The organism is Nocardia sp. NPDC056000, from assembly GCF_042269265.1.
In the GTDB taxonomy this organism is placed as follows: domain Bacteria; phylum Actinomycetota; class Actinomycetes; order Mycobacteriales; family Mycobacteriaceae; genus Nocardia.
Genome location: NZ_JBHJXS010000015.1, coordinates 269,702 through 287,932 on the forward strand (window position 1 = coordinate 269,702; position 18,231 = coordinate 287,932).

The window sequence follows — 18,231 nt, forward strand, 5'->3', positions numbered from 1 at the left end:
GCGGCGAACCCGTTCTACTATGCGAATGTGACCTCACTTCGCGAAATTCCCGTACAGACCCTGGACGACAAGCCCACCACCCTCGCCGAGCTGGCCGGCGACAAGGTGGTGCTCTTGGTCAACGTGGCCTCCAAATGCGGTCTGACCCCGCAGTACAACGGCCTGGTGGAACTGCAGAACGCCTTCGGCCACCGCGGTTTCACCGTGATCGGCGCGCCGAGCAACCAGTTCATGGGCCAGGAGCCCGGCACCGCCGAGGAGATCGCCGAATTCTGCTCCACCACCTACGGTGTGGACTTCCCGCTGCTGGAGAAGCTGGAGGTGAACGGCGACGGCGCGCACCCCATCTACCGCGAGCTCACCCAGACCGCCGATGCCGACGGCACCGCCGGTGACGTGCAGTGGAACTTCGAGAAGTTCCTGATCGGCCGCGACGGCTCGGTGCTGGCGCGCATCCGCCCCCGCACCGAGCCCACCGACCCCTCGGTCATCGCGGCGATCGAGAGTGCGGTCTAACGCGTGCGCCTGCGATAACGCACCGCACACGGCTGTTCCAACTGCACGACCATTTTCGAATGGTCGTTGCGGTAGCTGTCCGACGGCTGGGAGAGTTCGAACTCCCAGTCGCGCAGCAGAATCGAGAAGATCGCCTTCAACTGCATGAGCGCGAAGGCCGCGCCGACGCAGCGGTGCCTGCCCGCGCCGAACGGGATCCAGGTCCAGCGATTGACCAGATCCTCCTGATTGGGATCGATATAGCGGGCCGGATCGAAGATATCCGGATTCGGGAAATCCTCCGGAATCCGGTTGGAGACAGCGGGTGTCGCCGCCACCAGATCGCCCGGCGCGATGCGATGCCCGCACACCTCGAACTCGTCCTGCGCCACCCGCATCAGAATGATGAGCGGCGGATGCATGCGCAGCACCTCCTTGAGCACCGCTTCCAGGCGCGGAATCTGCCGCAGCGCATGGAAACTCACGTCCGCGCCATCGGCGTACAGCTCATCCAGTTCGGTCACCACGCTGCCGAGCACTTCGGGATTGCGCAGCAGTTCGATGATCGTCCAGGCGGCGGTGCCGGACGTGGTGTGATGGCCCGCGAACATCATCGAGATGAAGATGCCGGTGATCTCGCTGGCCGAGAACCGGGGCTTGCCCTGTTCGTCCAGCACCGACACCAGGACGTCGAGCATGTCCCGATCCTCTTTGCCCCGAGGCGGATTCGCGAGTCTGCCCGCCATGATGTGCCGCACCAGCTTCACCAGTTGATGCCGGGCCTCATCGCGGCGGCGGAAGCTCTCGATATCCGCGTTCGGGTCCACGTAGCAGTAGGCGTCGGTGCCGCGCTCCAGCTCGTGATAGAGGTGTGCGAACCGGTCGTCGAGCTCCTCGCGGAACTTGGTGCCGATGAGGCAGGCCGAAGACGTGTAGATGGTCAGCTCGGCGAAGAATTCGAGCAGATCGATCTCGCCCTCGTCACCCCAGGACGCCAGCATGCGATCCACTTCGCGGGCGATGGTGGTGGCGTGCCCGCGCATCTGATCACCGCGTAATGCGGTGTTGTGCAACATTTCCTTGCGGCGTTCGGGCGGTGCGTCGAACACCACGCCCTCGCCGAAGATGGGCTTCATGAACGGATAGGCCGCGGCCTGATCCAGATCCTCATCACCCGCCCGGAAGAAGAACTCGTTGGCCTGCGCACCGGACAGCAGGATCACATCCCGGGTGGCGAGCCGGAACGAGCCGATATCACCGCATTCGGCGCGCACGCGCGCCATCAGGGCGATGGGATCGGTTCGGAACTCTTCGAGATGGCCGTGCTCGTGCTCGCCGCCCGAGACCTGCTGGGGCTTGACCAGGGTCATCGGAATACCTCCCGCGCTGGAGTAGACACCTGTCTGGACGGTACTACGGGTGTGCGGGCGCGGCAAGAGATTTCACTGGGGGATAAACGATTTCGAGCGGAAAGCGACCGCGGAAGGTCAGCCGCGCAATGCGTGCAGTGCGGCCTTCTCCAGCCGGTCCGCGATTTCGGCATAGGAGGCGTAACCCATGCCCGCGCGCACCAGTGCGCCCGCGTACAGCAATTCCAGGGTTTCCACCATTTCGAGATCGCCGTCCGCGCCGAGCGCGTCGATCAGCCGCTGCCGAATCTCGCTGCCGATGCGCAAACGCAGATGTGCCACATCCGGATCGGTGCCGAGCAGCGCACTGGTCACCGCGCCCGCCAGCGCGGGCTCATCGGCGACCAGCATGGCGATCTGCCGCAGCACCGCCACCGCCCGCTCGGTGCTGTCCGCATCGGCGAGATCGGGTGCGGGCGTGGCCGCCAGGCGTCGCCAGAACATCTCCGCGACCAGGTGTTCCTTGGAGGAGAAGTAGGTGTAGGCGGTGGCCGTGCCGACCCCGGCGGCCGATGCCACCATGCGCACCGTGAGTCCCGCGAACCCCTCGCGCGAGAGCACCTCCATCGCCGCCCGGGTGAGGCGGTCGACGGTCTCGGCCTGCTTCTCGGTGAGGCGGCGGCGAGTGGCCTCCATGTTTACGACCGGGCGGTCGGAAAGAGAATCAGACACGTGTCCGGATGCTACTATGGCGCTGCTCTCCGGGCAACTCGCCGATACGCAATCCGTATCAATGCGCGCGCCCCAGAAAGGTTTTCGGATGACTCAGGCCGACATTTCCGCCGATACCGCCGCATTGTTCGCACTCGCCGAACAGGCCGTCGGATTCATGCCACCGGAAGAAGGCCGCGCGCTGTACGAAGCCGCCCGCACCTACGCGGGCGACGGCGCGATTCTCGAAATAGGCACCTACTGCGGTAAATCCGCGATCTATCTGGGTGCGGCCGCGCGCGAGACCGGTGCCACCGTCTTCACCGTCGACCATCACGGCGGCTCCGAAGAGCATCAGCCCGGCTGGGAATACCACGACCCCACGCTGATCGATCCGGAGACCGGTGTCTTCGACACCTCGATGATGTTCCGCCGCAACATGATCCGTGCGGGACTGACCGAAACCGTCATCGGCATAATCGGTTCCTCCGCCACCGCCGCCAAATTCTGGCGGACGCCGCTGCGCCTGCTCTTCATCGACGGCGGCCACACCGAGGAAGCGGCCCAGCGCGATTACGACAATTGGACGCACTGGGTGGCGGGCGGCGGCCTGCTCGCCATCCACGATGTCTTCCCGGACCCCGCGGACGGCGGGCAGGCCCCCTACAACATCTATCGCCGGGCCATCGACTCCGGAAAGTTCCGTGAACTCTCCGTCACCGGATCCCTGCGCATCCTCCAGCGCAACGCCGCCTGCAACTAGCCCTCAGTGCGTCGGGCTGGTGGCGCAGGCGCAGTGGCTCGCGGTGATGCGGGTGGGGCGCAGCAGATCCCGGAAGATGTTGTTGGCGGGCGTGGTTCGGGTCAGCGCGTCAGCGGCCAGCAGGGTGGCGGCGGCGGTCCAGGTGGTGCGTTCCTCGGGCCAGCGTTTGCCGTCGGTGAAGACCAGGCCGGTCCAGTAGGAACCGTCAGCCTCGCGCAGGTGCTGCATATTGATGAAGAGCTGGCGGGCTCTGCGGTTGTCGCCCAGCGCATCCAGGGCCAGCACCAGTTCACAGGTTTCCGCGCCGGTGACCCAGGGCTGGTCGGAGACGCAGCGGATGCCGAGGGTCGGGACCACGAAATCCTCCCAGCGCGAGGTGATTCGGTCGTACGCGGTGCGACCCCGGATCGCGCCGCCGAGGATGGGGTAGTACCAGTCCATCGAGTAGCGGCTCTTGTCGAGGAACGCCTCGGGGTGATCACGTAGCGCGTGGCCCAGGCGTAAGGCCGCCACCTCCCAGGAGGGCTGTGGATCGTCGAGCTGATCGGCCAGGGACAGCGCACAGCGGAGGCTGTGGAAAATGCTGGCGCAGCCGGTGAGCAGCGCTTCGCCGGAGGAGCCGCCGGGGCCGAGGGACCAGTGGATCTCACCGAAGTCGCCCTGTTGCAGGGATAGCACGAAATCCACGGCGGCGCGGACCGTCGGCCACATCTCCCGGACGAATTCGAAATCGTCCGTGCTGGTGAGGAAGTGCAGGACGCCGGTGGCGATGTACGCGCAGAAGTTGGTGTCGGCGTCCGCGTTCTCGATGACGCCCGCCCGGAACTGCATGGGCCAGGAGCCGTCCGCGCGCTGGGTTTTCGCGGACCAGCGGTAGGCGTCGCGGGCCTGATCCCACAGGCCCGCCACCGTCAGCGCCATGGCGTTCTCGACGTGGTCCCAGGGGTCGGTGTGGCCGCCGGTGAACCAGGGCAGCGCGCCGTCGGATTCCTGTGCGGCCGCGATGGTTTCGGCGGTGCGCAGGCAGTCCCGGGCGGATAGGACGCCGGGGACCGCGGGTAGCTCAGCGGTGGGCACGGCGGACCGCCGGCTTCGCGAAGTACAGCGCCACGCTCTTGCCGATGAGCGGATCGAGCAGGCGTTCGGCGGTGCGGGTCAGCTGGGGTGCGGACATCATGTCCCACACCAGCATTCGGTGGTAGGCGCTCACCGCGGGATGCTTGTCATTGTTGACGCCCACCGCGCATTTGAGCCACCAGTACGGCGAGTGCAGGGCGTGTGCGTGCGCCCTGTGGATGAATCGCAAACCCCGTGCGGTGACCTTGTCGCGCAGCTCGTCCGCGCGGTAGATGCGCACATGCCCGCCCTCATTGGCGTGGTATTCGTCCGACAGCGCCCAGCAGATGCGTTCGGGCAGCCAGCGCGGCACCGTAACGGCCAGCGCCCCACCGGGTTTGAGGACGCGCGCCAGTTCCGCGATGGCCGCGCCGTCCTGTGGGATGTGTTCGAGGATCTCCGAGGCGATCACCACGTCGAATTCGCCGTCGCCGTAGGGCAGGTCCAGGGCGTCACCGCGCACCGTCTCGGCCTTGGCGTAGTCGGGCGCTTCACCGGCTTCGGCCATGGCACCGAACATGGTGTCCACATCGGCGAGATCGCTGCCGTTCTGATCGAACGCCACGATATCGGCCCCGCGCCGATACGCCTCGAAGGAATGCCGTCCGGCCCCGCACCCCACATCGATGACGCGGGTGCCCGGGCCGATGCCCAGGCGGTCGAAGTCGACGGTCAGCATGAAATGGCCTCCTGATGGCGTGCGATGGCGTTTTCGTAGACGGAAACCGTTTGCGCGGCAACGGCTTCCCAGCTGAAGACGGACAGTGCGCGATTCCGGCCCGCCAGGCTCAGGCGGTGCCGGTGCGCGGGGGAGTCGAGCAGAGCGCCCAGGGTGCGGGTCAGCTCATCCACATTGCCGGGCTCGACCAGCTCCGCGCAGTCGCCGACCACTTCGGGCAGCGCACCGGCGCGGCTGGCCACCAGGGGCGTGCCGCTGGCCATGGCCTCCACGGCGGGCAGTGAGAAACCCTCGTACATCGAGGGGATACAGGCGATTTCGGCAGACGCCAGCAGGCGGGCCAGCTCATCGTCACCGAGTCCGCTGACGACGGTGACGATATCGGCCAGGCCGAGTTCGGCGATCAACTTCTCGGTGGGGCCGTCCGGTTCCAGTTTGGCGACCAGCTGGAGTTCGAGTGTATGCGTGACGCGCAGGCGCGCAATGGCGTTCAGCAGATGCGCGATGCCCTTGAGCGGCTTGTCGGCGCTGGCCACCGCGACGATCCGGCCGGGTGCGCGCGGCTCGTCATGCGGCCGGAAGAGCCCGGTGTCCACGCCCAGCGGCACCGTCCGCACCTGCTCCGGGCGCACACCGAAGTCGCTGACGATATCGGTCGCCGACGAGGACGAGACCGTGATCAACTCCGGTATCCGCCGCGCGACCCGCTGCTGCATACCGAGAAAGCCGTACCACCTGTGCACGAACGGTTTTCGATGCCACGGCGCGGCCGCGAGGTCGACCGCCCGATCCCGGGTGATCGGATGGTGGATGGTTGCCACCAGCGGCAGGTGCCGGGCGATGTCCAGCAGCCCGTAGCCCAGGCACTGATTGTCGTGCACGACGTCGAAGTCGGCTGTCCGGGAACGCAATACGCGGGCCGCGCGGATGCTGAAGGTGCGCGGCTCCGGGAAGCCCGCCGTCCACATGGTGGCGACCTCCAGCAGATCCGTCCGATCCCGGAGCTCCGACGGTCGCGGCGTGCGAAAGGGATCGGAGTCCCGGTAGAGGTCCAGGCTCGGCACCTCGGTGAGCCGCACACGCGGGTCGAGGAGCTCCGGATACGGCTGTCCGGAGAACACCTCGACCTCGTGCCCGAGTTCGGCCAGGCCGCGGCTGAGGTATCGGACGTACACCCCTTGTCCCCCGCAGTGGGTTTTGCTGCGATAGGACAGCAGGGCGATACGCACGGGCACACCTTTCCTTGGGCGCAGCGAAATCTACTGGGGGCGTATGTCTTTCAGGTAACGATCGGTCACCGGGCGGTCATGCGTTACGAATCGGCTCCAGCTTGCCCGCCAGCCGCTCCAGATAGGCCAGCACATCGGCCTCCGGCTTGTCGGGGAGTCCGTACAGCACATCGGTGACCCCGGCCTCGGCCCAGCGCGCGAGCTTGTCGGCGTCGGGCTTGAAGTCCAGTGCCACCACGCGCGGCGCGCCCTCGCGCCCGGCTTCCTTCCAGATCTTCATGAGCAGTGCGGTGGACGCCGAGACATCGGTTTCGGCGGGCGTGGTGATCCAGCCGTCGCCGGTCCGCGCGATCCACTTGAAGGTCTTCTCGGTGCCGCCCGCGCCGATCAGCAGCGGAATATGCGGCTGCACCGGCTTGGGCCAGGCCCAGCTCGGCCCGAAGGAGACGAAATCGCCCGAGTAGCTGGCTTCTTCCTGCGTCCACAGCGCGCGCATGGCCTCGATGTACTCGCGCAGCACGGTGCGCCGCTTATTGCCGGGCACGCCGTGATCGGTGAGTTCATCGGTGTTCCAGCCGAATCCGGCGCCGAGGGTGAGACGGCCGCCGGACAGATGATCCAGGGTGGCCAGGGTCTTGGCGAGCGTGATCGGATCGCTCTCGGTGGGAAGCGCCACTGCCGTGGACAATTCGATGCGCGAGGTCACCGCGGCGGCCGTCGCCAGCGAGACCCACGGATCCAAGGTCCGGGTGTACCTGTCATCGGGCAGTTCGGATGTTCCGGTGAGCGGATGCGCCGCATCGCGTTTCACCGGAATATGGGTGTGCTCCGGCACGAAGAACGAGTCGAACCCGTTGTCCTCGGCCCCCTTGGCGGCAGCGGCGGGCGTGATCCCGCGATCGCTGGTGAAGAGAACAATACCGAATCGCATGTGCGCCTACCTCTCTCAGTTGCCCTTGGCCGCGGCTACACCCGCGCGCCGTCCATAGAAACTTCCGTCACCCAGCGAACAGCCGCTGGCGTAACCGCCCGCGCAGATGCCCGAGGAGACCCGGCCCGCCGCGAAGAGTCCCGCGATGGGTTCGCCGGAGACGTGCAGCACCCGCGAATCCAGATCGGTGCGCAGTCCGCCGAGCGTGAAGCCGCCGGTGTACCCGCGCAGGTCGTACGCGCCGAGCGGGGCGCTGATCGGCTTCACCCACTCGGTCTTCTTGTGCAGGAACGGATCCTCGCCGTTCTCGGCATGCCGGTTGTACAGGTCGATGGTGGATTGCAGGGTGCCCGCGGGCAAACCCATCTCGCCCTCGAGTTCCTCGATGGTCTCGGCCACCCAGGTCGGCGCGATGCGCAGGAAGCTCATCGACGATTTGGTCTCGAACGCCGCCTCCAGCGCCGCCTCGTCGATGATCAGGTACGCCTTGTTGTCCTGATCCTGGAGTACGGCCTGACCCATGCGGCCGGGATAGGTGTCCTCGGTGATGAAGCGCTGACCGTGCCCGTTCACCAGGATGCCGCGCGCGATCACCTGCGGGTCCGCGATCAACGCGACCTCGGTTGCGTCCATATGCGCCAGATCCGCGCCGAGCGCCTGCGCCACCCGGATGCCGATGCCGTCGTGCTCCTCGACGGTCGCGGCCGGGCGGCCCAGGATCTTGGGCGCGTACTGCTCCACCATCTGATGGTTGTAGGCGAAGCTGCCGGTCGCCAGCACCACACCGCGTTCGGCGCGCACGAACAGTTCCTTGCCATACCGCTTGGCGGCGACGCCGACCACACGGCCGGAGTCGTCGACGACCAGGCGTTGCAGCCGGACATCGAATTCCTGTCGCACGCCCAGCTTTTCGGCCTGTTGGGCGAGCGGCTCCATCAACATGTAGCCGCCGCCCTTCTCGCCCAGCTTCTTATCCCGGGTCCAGGCGAGATGCCCGCGCGGTGCGGGGGTGGCGATGGCGTTGAACGGTGCGGAGTTCTCGCCGCCGGAGAACATCAGGCCCTCATCGGCGGGCGGCTCGTAGGCGGGTTCGCCCCAGAACACCTCGTTGAACGGCACGCCATTGGCGACCAGCCAGTCGAAATGCTCGACACTGCCCCGGCAGTAATCATGAATCTTGGCCTTGTCCACACCCGGTCCGAGCGCGGCGGTCAGGAACTTCTCCATCTCCTCCGGGGTGTCCTCGAACCCGAGCTTGCGCTGCAGCGCCGTACCGCCGCCGAGATAGATGAACCCGCCGGACAGGGCGGCCGCGCCGCCCCACCCGCCGGTGCGTTCCAGTACCAGCACATCGGCCCCGGCCCGGGCCGCCTCGATGGACGCGCACACCCCGGCAATGCCGAAGCCGACGACGACCACTTCGGCTTCGAGATCCCAGGAGCTCACCTCACTGGCCCGGAGTGGTCGCACGGTTGCGGTATCGGCCATTGTCTTGGAATTCCTAACTGGTGGAGGGCTATTGCTTCTTGTGTGCTTTGGCGGCCTTGCCCACGACGCCGTCGAGGGTGGTGCCCGCGGGCCAGCCCACGTAGTGGCACAGGAACAGCGCGATCTCGTGCAACTGCTCCTCGTCCAGTTCGTCATTGCGCAGTGCCGCGCCGACCTGGATCTCCGCGATATCGAACAGGCCCTGCGCGGTGACCGCGCCGAGCAGCAGCAGGCGCCGATCGCGAATGGACAGGCCCGGACGCGACCAGATATCGGCGAACAGATGATCGGCGGTGACACCGAAGTGCACGCCCGGACCGTCCTGGAACTCCCAGCCGTACACCTCGCTCATCTTCTTCAGACCGCGTTCTCTGCGTTCGTCGGTCATATCACCACTGCTCCTTTGCGATTGCGCCGCGGCCGACGCCGAGACCGTCACCGAGTCCGCCGAGCGCCTGATCGGCGAGCGGCAGATCGACGCCGAGCCGGCGGCCGAGGTCCAGGGCCAGGGCGAGATCCTTCTCGCCGAGATCACGTACGTGGGTCAGGATCGGGAACCAGAAGTCGTCCGCGGCGACCGGTGCGGTGGTGTTGCGCAACATGATCGCGCCCGGACCGCCGGTATGCGAATCGGAATGCCGCACCACCTTGCCGAGTTCGGTGATGTCGAGTCCCGCTGCCTCCGCCAGCCGCTGCGATTCGGCGGCGGCGGTGAAGGCGATGAAGTGGAGCAGGTTGCGCGCCAGCTTCATTCGGGTGCCCGCGCCGACCTCGCCCGCGTGCACGATGAGCGAGGCGAAACTGGTGAAGGGGGCGCGCACGGTCTTGAAGGCGGTCTCGCTGCCGCCGACCATGATCGCGAGTCCGCCCTTCTGCGCGGCGGGTGCGCCGCCGCTGATCGGGGCATCGACGAATTCCACACCGTGCTCGGCGCATTCGGCCGCGAGCTCGATCGCGGTCTTATCGGAGATGGTCGAATGCACGGCAATCACCGTGCCCGGCTTGGCGGTTCGGAGAATTCCGTCGTCGCCCGTGACGACCGATCGCACCTGGGCGTCGTCGAGCACCACCACCGAGATGACGGCGCATCGCTCGGCCACTTCGGCCGCCGTCGCCGCGGCCGTCGCACCGCCGTCGGTGAAGGGCGTCAGCGCGTCCGCCCGCATATCGCAGACCACCAGTCCGCCCGGCCAATCGAGCAGCCGCTTGGCCATGGGCGCACCCATATTGCCCAGGCCGATGAATCCCACCGCGGTGTCGCTCATGCCCGGAATACCGTTCCGCCATCGACATTGAGCACCTGGCCGGTGACCCACTTGGCATCGTCCGACAGCAGGTACAGGCAGGCCCCGACCAGATCCTCCGGGGTGCCCAGCCGCTTGATGGCCGCGCCCTTGACGATCTCGTCCACGAACTGCTCCGGCACGATGGAGCGGGTGGCCTCGGTATCGATGGGACCGGGCGCGATGGCGTTGATGCGAATGTTCGCGCTGCCCAGCTCATGTGCCAGCTGCTGGGTGAGGCTGTTGATGCCCGCCTTGGCCAGTCCGTAGAAGCCCGAGTACGTCCATGCGGCGGTGGAGGATTGGTTCACGATCGACCCGCCGCCCTGCTTGCGCATCGGCTTCCAGACCGCGCGCGTCATATTCAGCGCGCCATCCAGATTCACGCCCATGAACTTCTTGTAGTAGTCCCACGGCACGGACAGCAACAGATCCAGCTTCATGGTGCCGTAGATGGCTGCGTTGTTGACCAGATGGTCGATGCGGCCGAACTCGCCGAGGGTGAATTCGGCTACGGCGGCAGCTGATTCGGGTTCGGAGACATCCACCTCGCGGAAGATCGCGGTGCCGCCGTCGGCGGTGATCTGCTTGGCGACATCCGTGCCGCGCTCGGTATTCAGGTCGGCCACAATGACTTTCGCGCCCTCGGCGGCGAGTGCTTTGGCGTACTCCTCCCCGATACCCTGCGCGGCTCCGGTGACAATGACGGTTCTATCGGTGAATCGGGCCATGACGTGCTCCTTCAGCAGCCGGTCGCGATAAGTTTGGTCTCGAGGTACTCCTCGAATCCGGCGATGCCCATTTCCCGTCCGATACCGGATTGCTTGTATCCGCCGAAGGGTGCGTCGGCGGAATACCAGATGCCGCCGTTCACGCTCAGGGTGCCGGTGCGCACGCCCCGCACCACGGTGCGGACGCGCTCGGTATCGACGCCCCATACGGTTCCGGACAGGCCGTAGGGGGAATCGTTGGCCAGTCGCACGGCATCGTCATCACCGTCGTGCGCGATGATCACCAGCACCGGGCCGAAGATCTCCTCCTGCGCCACGGTCGCCGAATTGGTCAGGCCCGCAATGAGAGTGGGCTCGATGAAATAGCCGGGGCGATCGGGGCGGTTACCGCCGATGACGGTGCCGCCCTCGCTGCGCGCACTGTCCAGATAGCGTTCGACGGTGGCGCGCTGGCGTTCGGAAATCAGTGGGCCGCAGACGGTTCCGGGCTTGTTCGGATCGCCGGGCCGGATGCCTTTCAGGGCGCGCGTGGCGATTTCGACCGCCTGATCGTAGTGCTCGCGCGGCACCAGCAGCCGGGTGCTGATGGCACAGCCCTGTCCGGCGTGCACGCTCACCCCGAAGGCCGCGTAGCTCACCGCCGCCGACAGATCCGCGTCATCGAGCACGATGAACGCCGATTTGCCGCCCAGCTCCAGGAATACCTTCTTCAAAGACTGTGCGGCAGCGGTCATCACGGCCTTGCCGGTGCGCGTCGATCCGGTGAACGAGATCATGTCCACGCGCGGATCGGTGACCAGCTGCGACCCCAGGCCGTGGTCGTCGGAGGTGACGATATTGATCACCCCGGCCGGAATATCGGTCTCCTCGGCGATGATTCGGCCCACCGCCGCCGCACACCACGGGGTGTCGGGCGCGGGCTTGAGCACCACCGTCGCCCCCGCCGCCAGGGCCGGGCCGAGCTTGGCGAAATTGATCTGGTGCGGGAAGTTCCACGGCGTGATCGCGCCGACCACACCGATGGGTTCGCGCCGCAGCGTGCGGCTGCTCTTGATCCCCATGGGCGAGGCGACGCCGAGATCGGTCTCCCAGGAATAACTTTCGGCCAGATCGGCGAAGTAGCCGAGATCCCCGATCGGTCCCTCCAGCTGCGGTCCGGCGGTGAGCATGCGGGGCGCGCCGACCTCGGCGATGGTGATCTCGCGCAGGTCCTCGATATGCGCGCGCAGCGCATCGCGGAGCTGCCGCAGGCAGTGCGCGCGGAAGGCCGGATCACGCGACCAGCCGGTGTCGTCGAAGGCGGTGCGGGCGGCGGCGATGGCGGCATCCATATCGGCGGCGTCGGCATTGGCCGCCCAGCCGATTTGCTCCCCGGTCGCCGGATCGACATTGCTGAACACACCGGCCCCGCCGGGGACGAGCTTGCCCCCGATCAGCAATTGGGACCCGCCATCTGGAATGAGATTGCTCAGGCTCAACGGTAGCTCCCATGCTGTCCGGACACGTGTACGGACTATAAGTTCGCGCCTCGGAAACGCGCAAGAACAGGTTTCAGTTTGCGAGACTGGTTCCGAGCGCCGATTTTCGATTCCCGTTGTCAGGCCGCCCCCGCGCTAGTACCGTACGGACACATGTCCAGCCAGATGTCCCAGCGGGCTGGACACCGTCCGTCAGAGTCGACGAACGTGTTATCGAATACGAGGTGCAGAGACGATGACCGCAGCCTCCGTCGAGCCGCTGCTGTTCGACCCGTACGACTACCGCATCCATGAGGACCCGTACCCGGTCTATCAGCGGCTGCGGGCCGAAGCGCCGCTCTATCACAATCCGAGCCTGGACTTCTGGGCCCTGTCCCGGCATGCCGATGTGGCGGCCGGATTCCGCGACAATGTGAACCTCTCCAGCGCCAACGGGGTCTCCCTCGATCCGGCCGCCTGGGGGCCGCACGCGCACCACACCATGTCCTTCCTGGCCATGGACGATCCGCGGCATCTGCGCCTGCGCAAACTCGTGTACCAGGGCTTCACCCCGCGCCGGGTCACCGAGATGAGCGATCGCATTCGCGAGATCACCCTGCAACACCTCGAACCCGCGCTGGCGGCAGGCAGTTTCGACTGGATCGACGATGTCGCGGGCAAACTGCCCATGGACGTCATCTCCGAACTGCTCGGGGTACCCGACGCCGATCGCGCCGAATTGCGCAGGCTCGCGGATGTGCTGCTGCATCGCGAGGAGGGCGTGCTGGATGTGCCGGTGCCCGCCATGGAGGCGGCGCTGCACCTGTTCGGCTACTACACCGAGATGGTCGCGCAACGGCGCAAACACCGCACCGAGGATCTGACCTCCGCGCTGCTGGACGCCGAGGCCGACGGGGATCGGCTCACCGATGAGGAGATCATCGGCTTCATGTTCCTCATGGTGGTCGCCGGAAACGAGACCACCACCAAACTGCTCGGCAACGCATTGCACTGGGCCGGAGTGCATTCCGAGCAGTACGCCAAGGTCGCCGCGCATCCGGATCTGGTCGACGACTGGGTCGAGGAGACGCTGCGCTACGACGCGTCCAGTCAGATCCTGGCGCGCACGGCGGCCGTGGACCTCGAGTACTACGGGCAGACGATTCCGCAGGGCTCGAAGGTGCTGCTGCTCATCGGCTCGGCGAATCGCGATACGGCAGCCTTCCACGATCCGGACAGCTATGACATCGACCGCGCCGACAAGGGCGGGCTGATCAGCTTCGGCCGCGGCGTGCACTTCTGCCTGGGCGCGCACCTCGCCCGCCTGGAGGCCGGAATCGTGTTGCGCGAGTTCACCGATCGGGTGCGGTCGTACGAGCTGCTGCCCGGCAGTGAGCGCGTGCATTCGGTGAACGTGCGCGGCTTCGCGAAATTGCCCGTGACAGTGGAGGTTCGGTAATGCCAAGGTTCACACCGCATCCGGCGCGGCGGCCGGTCCTGATCGCCGGGGCGTCCTCCGGCATCGGGGCCGCGACCGCCACGGCCCTCGCGGAGTTGGGATATCCCGTCGCTCTCGGCGCACGGCGGGTGGAGATCTGCGAGGAACTCGCCGAGAAGATTCGCGCCGACGGGGGCGAAGCCTTCGCGCACCGCCTCGATGTCGCCGATACCGCCTCGGTCGACGAATTCGTGACGGCGGCCGAAAACGCGCTCGGGCCAATCGAAATCGTGGTGTCGGGAGCCGGTGACCTGGAATTCTCGTCCGGCTGGGCCATGGATCCCGAGGTTTTCGAATCGCAGGTCCGAGTGCATCTGGTCGGTGCGCAACGGCTCGCGCATCGCCTCATCCCCGGCATGATCGAACGGCAGCGCGGCGATTTCGTGGTCATCGGCTCGGACTGCGCCGACCGGCCGCGACCGGGCGTCGGCGCGTACAACGGCGCGAAGATGGGCGTCGAAGCCCTGGCCCGGCAGTTGCGGATGGAACTCGAGGGCACCGGCGTGCGCTCCTCCATCGTGCGCCCGGGCCAGACCCTCACCGGTATGGGCATGACCGCCGATCCGGCGGTCATCGGGCCCATGCTCGAGGACTGGGTGAAATGGGGATTCGCGCGGCACCCGCACTTCCTGCGCGCCTCCGATATCGCCGCGGCCATCGTCGCCGTCGTGTCCACCCCGCGCGGCGCACACCTGGTGCTGGTCGAAGTACAGCCGGAAGCGCCGCTGAAAGACCCCGAAGCGGCACCGAAAGACCCTGAGCAGCCGAAGGATTCAGGAGAATAGCCATGCGGATCGTCGTCGACATCGACCTGTGCCAGGGGCACGCCGTCTGCCAGGACGAAGCCCCCGGGCTCTTCCGCGTACCCAAGCAGGGCCAGGTCGAGATCCTCAGCGCCGACCCCGGCGACGATCTCGAAGCGGCCCGCACCGCCGTCCGCTACTGCCCCACCCAGGCGCTCGCACTCCGTGACGACAGCACGGCCGATTGAAGGAATCTCATGGCCTGGTCCCGCACCGAACTCGACGACATGATCACCCGCTGGGTGGAGGAGAACCGGCGCTGCGAGGCGCTCGGCGACTGGAAACCCCTGGCCGACTTCTACACCCCCGACGCCACCTACGGCTGGAACTACGGGCCCACCCAGGAATTCATGGCCGTCGGGCGCGATGAGATCCGCGATATCGCCCTCGGACAGGAGATGTTCGGACTCGAGGGCTGGACCTACCCCTATCAGGAATTCGTGGTCGACGAGCGCAGCGGCAGCGTCATCGGCTTCTGGAAGCAGATCAACGAGAAGACCCGCGCCGACGGACGGCCCTACAGCCCGGAGGGCATCGGCGGCAGCTGGTTCCGGTACGCGGGCGACGGGCAATGGTCCTGGCAGCGCGATTTCTTCGACTTCGGCAATGTCACAGCGCTTTTCGTGGAGATGATCTCCGGTGGCATGCTGTCCTCGGGCATGCAGAAGCGGATCGAGCGCTCGGTCTCGGGCGAGCCGCTCAAAGGCTGGTATCCGGTCGGCCAGGGTCCGGCGCCACTGTGGTGAACAGTCGATACAGCTCGCTGAATCGCGGCGAGCTGGCCGTCCTTGTACCCGAACTGCTGCTGTGCGGGCATCTCATCGACCGCTCCGGAATGGCCCACGCCATAGGCGCTTTCGGACGCGAGGGCATGACCGGGGTGGCCATCGACGAATGGCGGCTGGCCTCGCCGATCTACACCCGCCGCATGCGGGACGCCCTCGGCATCACCGGGGACGGGGTGGACGCCATCTTCAAGGGCTTCCAGCTCGATATCGGCGCGCCACCGCAATTCATGGATTTCCGGTACCGGGTGCACGATCACGACCACGGTGAATTCCACCTGGACCACTGCGGGGCGCTCGCCGATGTGGAACCCATGGGGGAGGAGTACGTGGTCGGCATGTGCCACCACATCGAAGACCCCACCTTCGATGCCACGGCGCTGGCCACCAATCCCTATGCGCGCGTGCGGCCGTTGCATCGGCCGCCCCGGGTGCCCGCGGACCGGACGCCGGTCTGCGCGTGGACGGTGACCATCGATCGGTCGCAGCCGCCGTTCGAAGCCCCGGACGACGCCCGGGCTTTGGCTGGAACACACGCTGCGACAGTGGAATTGGCTGACATCGAAATCGATGGTGATGGGCGGCACGACTACGCCGGACCGCTGCTGAACGATCTGCGGTTCACGGACTTCTCCCGATCAGCATTGATCCGGATGGCCGACGAGGTGTGCCTGCAACAGCATCTGCTGACCCTCGGATTCCGCCGGGCGGTCGCCGAACGCTCGGATTCGGCTGTGGCGCTGGATATCACGCGCAAACAGTTCACCGGTATCGCCGGAATCACCGCCGAGCGGCTGCGCATCGCGCTCGGGCTCGGCGATGACGCGGCGGCGCTGGCCAAGGTGCTGCGACTGCATCCGGCCCTGAACCCGGCGGTCTACGTCGACGCCGAGGTGAGCAGCGAGACACACGGCGGGGAGCGGACGGTGGAACTGCGACTCGGCCGCGACTGCGGTGCCGTCGCGGACGGAGCCTGGGCCGCACTCGTCGACGATACGCATCTCGAGGCGCTCAACTCCCTTGCGCGCGGGGTGAATCCGCGCTTCGAGGTGCGGGTGCGCGATAGCACCGATACCGCGCTCACCGTCGAATTCGGGCTGACCGCAACACCCTTCCGGGAGGCGGGCGAGGTCGCCATCACCCGCTTCAGCACCGGAGCCGCCTTCACCTTCACCGACCGGGGCATCCCCCTGCCGCTGACCGTCCTGTAGAAAGCGAACGCCCATGGCCCGCAACTTCGCCGACCTCTACGAACACTCCGCCGACGCGGTACCCGACCGGCTCGCCGTCATCGAGGGCGCACGGCGGCTCACCTTCGCCGAACTCGATGAGCGCGCCAACCGGCTGGCGCATCACTTCGCCGCCGCCGGGGCCGGACCCGGCACCCACATCGGCTTCCATATGCACAACAGCATCGAAACCCTGGAAACGCTGCTGGGCTGCTTCAAGATTCGCGCGGTGCCGGTCAATATCAACTACCGGTATCAGGCCGAGGAACTGCGCTACGTCTACGACAACGCCGACCTGGAAATGGTTGTGCACCATCGCTGCTACGCACCGCTGCTGGAGGCGGTCCGGCCGCAGCTGCCGAAACTGCGGCACAGTCTCGTGGTGGAGGACGATCAGGGCGGCGACGGGCTGCCCACCGCCTCCATGTCCTATGAGGAGGCGCTCGAAAACTCGTCCCCGAAAAGGGATTTCGACGAGCGCAGCGCCGACGACCTGTTCATCATGTACACCGGCGGCACCACCGGACTCCCCAAGGGCGTCATGTGGCGGCAGGAGGACATGTGGCGCGTCCTCGGCGGCGGCATCGACTTCTACACCGGGGAACCGGTCGCCGACGAATATCAGCAATCCCGCGCCGGTGCGGCACTGGAACAGCCGCTGCGCTGGTTCGTACTGCCGCCGCTGATCCACGCCGCCGCCATGATGCCCACCTTCACCGCGCTCTGGTCCGGGAACACCGTGCTGTTCGAACCCCGCTTCGATCCGGCGCGCATCTGGCAGACCGTGGCACGGGAGCAGCCGAATATCCTGGTCATCACCGGTGACGCCATCGCCCGGCCGCTCATCGACGCCTACCGGGCCGCACCCGTGGACGCCGCCTCGGTGTTCTCCATCGGCTCCGGTGCCGCGCAGCTCACCCAGCCCGTGAAAAACGAACTGCTGGAACTGTTTCCGAACACGCTGGTCACCGAATCCATCGGCTCCTCCGAAACCGGCTTCGGCGGAATCGGTTTCGCGCAGAAGGATGATGATCCGGGACGCGGGCCGCGGGTGAACACCGGACGCGGCGCGGTGGTGGTCGACGAGGACGGGCAACCGGCCGCGCCGGGCGGCGAGGGCTGGCTGGCCAAGACCGGCAATGTACCGATCGGCTACTACAAGGATCCGGTCAAGACCGACAAGCTGTTCCGCACGGTGGACGGGCAGCGCATGGTCATCACCGACGATCGGGCGCGCGTCGAGGCCGACGGGGCCATCACGCTCATCGGGCGCGGGAACATGGTCATCAACACCGGCGGTGAGAAGGTCTTCCCCGAAGAGGTGGAAGCCGTGGTCAAGGCGCACGAATCGGTGTACGACGCCGTCGTGATCGGTATCGCGCACGAGCGCTGGGGGCAATTGGTCGGCGCGGTGGTGTCGGCTCCGGCCGGAATCGATTTCCCGGGTCTGGAGGAGCATGTGCGCGCGCATCTCGCCGGATACAAACTGCCCCGGCGCATCTGGGTGGTCGAGACCGTGGCGCGCACACCCAGCGGAAAGCCCGACTATCGCTGGGCCAAAGCGCACGCTGCCGCGGCCGAGCCCGCGCACGAGGTGCGATAACCGGTTATGGAAGCGAATGCCACGTCAGGGTCCGATCAGCGAGATACCTTGGCCGAATCGATGGCGAATATCACAGGAACC

At 66.7% G+C, this 18,231-nt stretch carries 19 protein-coding genes; 8 read left to right on the top strand and 11 right to left on the bottom strand.

The features are described 5' to 3' along the window. Window positions 1-27: 27 nt before the first annotated feature. Window positions 28-516 carry a glutathione peroxidase gene (locus ACFC4D_RS37960; protein WP_375962154.1) on the top strand — a complete coding sequence of 163 codons (489 nt, stop codon included), beginning with the start codon at window positions 28-30 and terminating at the stop codon, window positions 514-516. On the opposite strand, the gene ACFC4D_RS37965 is transcribed toward ACFC4D_RS37960, so the two are convergent. Next, window positions 513-1,865: a cytochrome P450 gene (locus ACFC4D_RS37965; protein ID WP_375962157.1), complete on the bottom strand. Its 1,353-nt coding sequence runs from the start codon at window positions 1,863-1,865 to the stop codon at window positions 513-515. The two genes, ACFC4D_RS37960 and ACFC4D_RS37965, sit on opposite strands and share 4 nt — an antisense overlap. 117 nt (window positions 1,866-1,982) lie before the next feature. Further along, a complete protein-coding gene (locus ACFC4D_RS37970) occupies window positions 1,983-2,540 on the bottom strand; it encodes a helix-turn-helix domain-containing protein (RefSeq protein WP_364637986.1) in 558 nt (185 codons plus the stop codon). A 124-nt stretch (window positions 2,541-2,664) separates the two neighbouring features. Between ACFC4D_RS37970 and ACFC4D_RS37975 the strand changes: the two genes are divergently transcribed. Beyond that, window positions 2,665-3,318, top strand: coding sequence for a class I SAM-dependent methyltransferase (locus tag ACFC4D_RS37975; RefSeq protein WP_376070719.1), 654 nt, complete (start codon window positions 2,665-2,667; stop codon window positions 3,316-3,318). 3 nt (window positions 3,319-3,321) lie between these two features. Here ACFC4D_RS37975 and ACFC4D_RS37980 read toward each other — a convergent pair whose 3' ends face one another. From ACFC4D_RS37980 to ACFC4D_RS38020, 9 genes are all read right to left on the bottom strand, one after another. Beyond that, on the bottom strand, window positions 3,322-4,395 hold the full coding sequence (locus ACFC4D_RS37980; RefSeq protein WP_375962163.1) for a prenyltransferase: 1,074 nt from the start codon (window positions 4,393-4,395) through the stop codon (window positions 3,322-3,324). Then, on the bottom strand, window positions 4,382-5,113 hold the full coding sequence (locus tag ACFC4D_RS37985; RefSeq protein ID WP_375962165.1) for a class I SAM-dependent methyltransferase: 732 nt from the start codon (window positions 5,111-5,113) through the stop codon (window positions 4,382-4,384). The genes ACFC4D_RS37980 and ACFC4D_RS37985 overlap by 14 nt, the downstream gene beginning before the upstream one ends. Beyond that, window positions 5,107-6,342: a glycosyltransferase family 4 protein gene (locus tag ACFC4D_RS37990; protein WP_375962168.1), complete on the bottom strand. Its 1,236-nt coding sequence runs from the start codon at window positions 6,340-6,342 to the stop codon at window positions 5,107-5,109. Before ACFC4D_RS37990 ends, ACFC4D_RS37985 begins: the two co-directional genes overlap by 7 nt. Before the next feature lie 76 nt (window positions 6,343-6,418). Beyond that, window positions 6,419-7,273 (bottom strand): LLM class F420-dependent oxidoreductase, encoded by an 855-nt coding sequence (locus tag ACFC4D_RS37995; protein WP_375962171.1) that lies wholly within the window; start codon window positions 7,271-7,273, stop codon window positions 6,419-6,421. Between the two features lie 15 nt (window positions 7,274-7,288). Next, window positions 7,289-8,761: an FAD-dependent oxidoreductase gene (locus tag ACFC4D_RS38000; protein ID WP_376070721.1), complete on the bottom strand. Its 1,473-nt coding sequence runs from the start codon at window positions 8,759-8,761 to the stop codon at window positions 7,289-7,291. 28 nt (window positions 8,762-8,789) lie between these two features. After that, window positions 8,790-9,149, bottom strand: a complete 360-nt coding sequence (locus ACFC4D_RS38005) for a carboxymuconolactone decarboxylase family protein (RefSeq protein ID WP_364637471.1) — start codon at window positions 9,147-9,149, stop codon at window positions 8,790-8,792. 1 nt (window position 9,150) lies between these two features. Further along, complete coding sequence (locus ACFC4D_RS38010; RefSeq protein ID WP_376070723.1) at window positions 9,151-10,026, bottom strand: NAD(P)-dependent oxidoreductase; 876 nt, start codon at window positions 10,024-10,026, stop codon at window positions 9,151-9,153. Further along, window positions 10,023-10,775 carry an SDR family oxidoreductase gene (locus ACFC4D_RS38015; protein WP_375962177.1) on the bottom strand — a complete coding sequence of 251 codons (753 nt, stop codon included), beginning with the start codon at window positions 10,773-10,775 and terminating at the stop codon, window positions 10,023-10,025. Before ACFC4D_RS38015 ends, ACFC4D_RS38010 begins: the two co-directional genes overlap by 4 nt. Window positions 10,776-10,786: 11 nt before the next feature. Further along, complete coding sequence (locus tag ACFC4D_RS38020; RefSeq protein WP_376070789.1) at window positions 10,787-12,247, bottom strand: aldehyde dehydrogenase; 1,461 nt, start codon at window positions 12,245-12,247, stop codon at window positions 10,787-10,789. A gap of 241 nt (window positions 12,248-12,488) precedes the next feature. Here ACFC4D_RS38020 and ACFC4D_RS38025 point away from each other — a divergent pair, with 241 nt between their 5' ends. The 6 genes from ACFC4D_RS38025 to ACFC4D_RS38050 are packed head-to-tail and all read left to right on the top strand — an operon-like array spanning window position 12,489 to window position 18,150. Beyond that, window positions 12,489-13,691, top strand: coding sequence for a cytochrome P450 (locus tag ACFC4D_RS38025; protein ID WP_375962180.1), 1,203 nt, complete (start codon window positions 12,489-12,491; stop codon window positions 13,689-13,691). Further along, window positions 13,691-14,515, top strand: a complete 825-nt coding sequence (locus ACFC4D_RS38030; RefSeq protein WP_376070726.1) for an SDR family oxidoreductase — start codon at window positions 13,691-13,693, stop codon at window positions 14,513-14,515. Before ACFC4D_RS38025 ends, ACFC4D_RS38030 begins: the two co-directional genes overlap by 1 nt. A 2-nt stretch (window positions 14,516-14,517) precedes the next feature. Then, complete coding sequence (locus ACFC4D_RS38035; protein WP_364637481.1) at window positions 14,518-14,721, top strand: ferredoxin; 204 nt, start codon at window positions 14,518-14,520, stop codon at window positions 14,719-14,721. Window positions 14,722-14,730: 9 nt separating this feature from the next. After that, window positions 14,731-15,279: a nuclear transport factor 2 family protein gene (locus ACFC4D_RS38040; protein WP_376070729.1), complete on the top strand. Its 549-nt coding sequence runs from the start codon at window positions 14,731-14,733 to the stop codon at window positions 15,277-15,279. Further along, the gene (locus tag ACFC4D_RS38045; RefSeq protein ID WP_376070732.1) at window positions 15,273-16,529 is read left to right on the top strand and encodes a hypothetical protein; all 1,257 of its coding nucleotides are present in this window, start codon (window positions 15,273-15,275) and stop codon (window positions 16,527-16,529) included. Before ACFC4D_RS38040 ends, ACFC4D_RS38045 begins: the two co-directional genes overlap by 7 nt. Before the next feature lie 13 nt (window positions 16,530-16,542). Then, window positions 16,543-18,150: an acyl-CoA synthetase gene (locus ACFC4D_RS38050; protein ID WP_376070735.1), complete on the top strand. Its 1,608-nt coding sequence runs from the start codon at window positions 16,543-16,545 to the stop codon at window positions 18,148-18,150. Window positions 18,151-18,231: the final 81 nt, after the last annotated feature.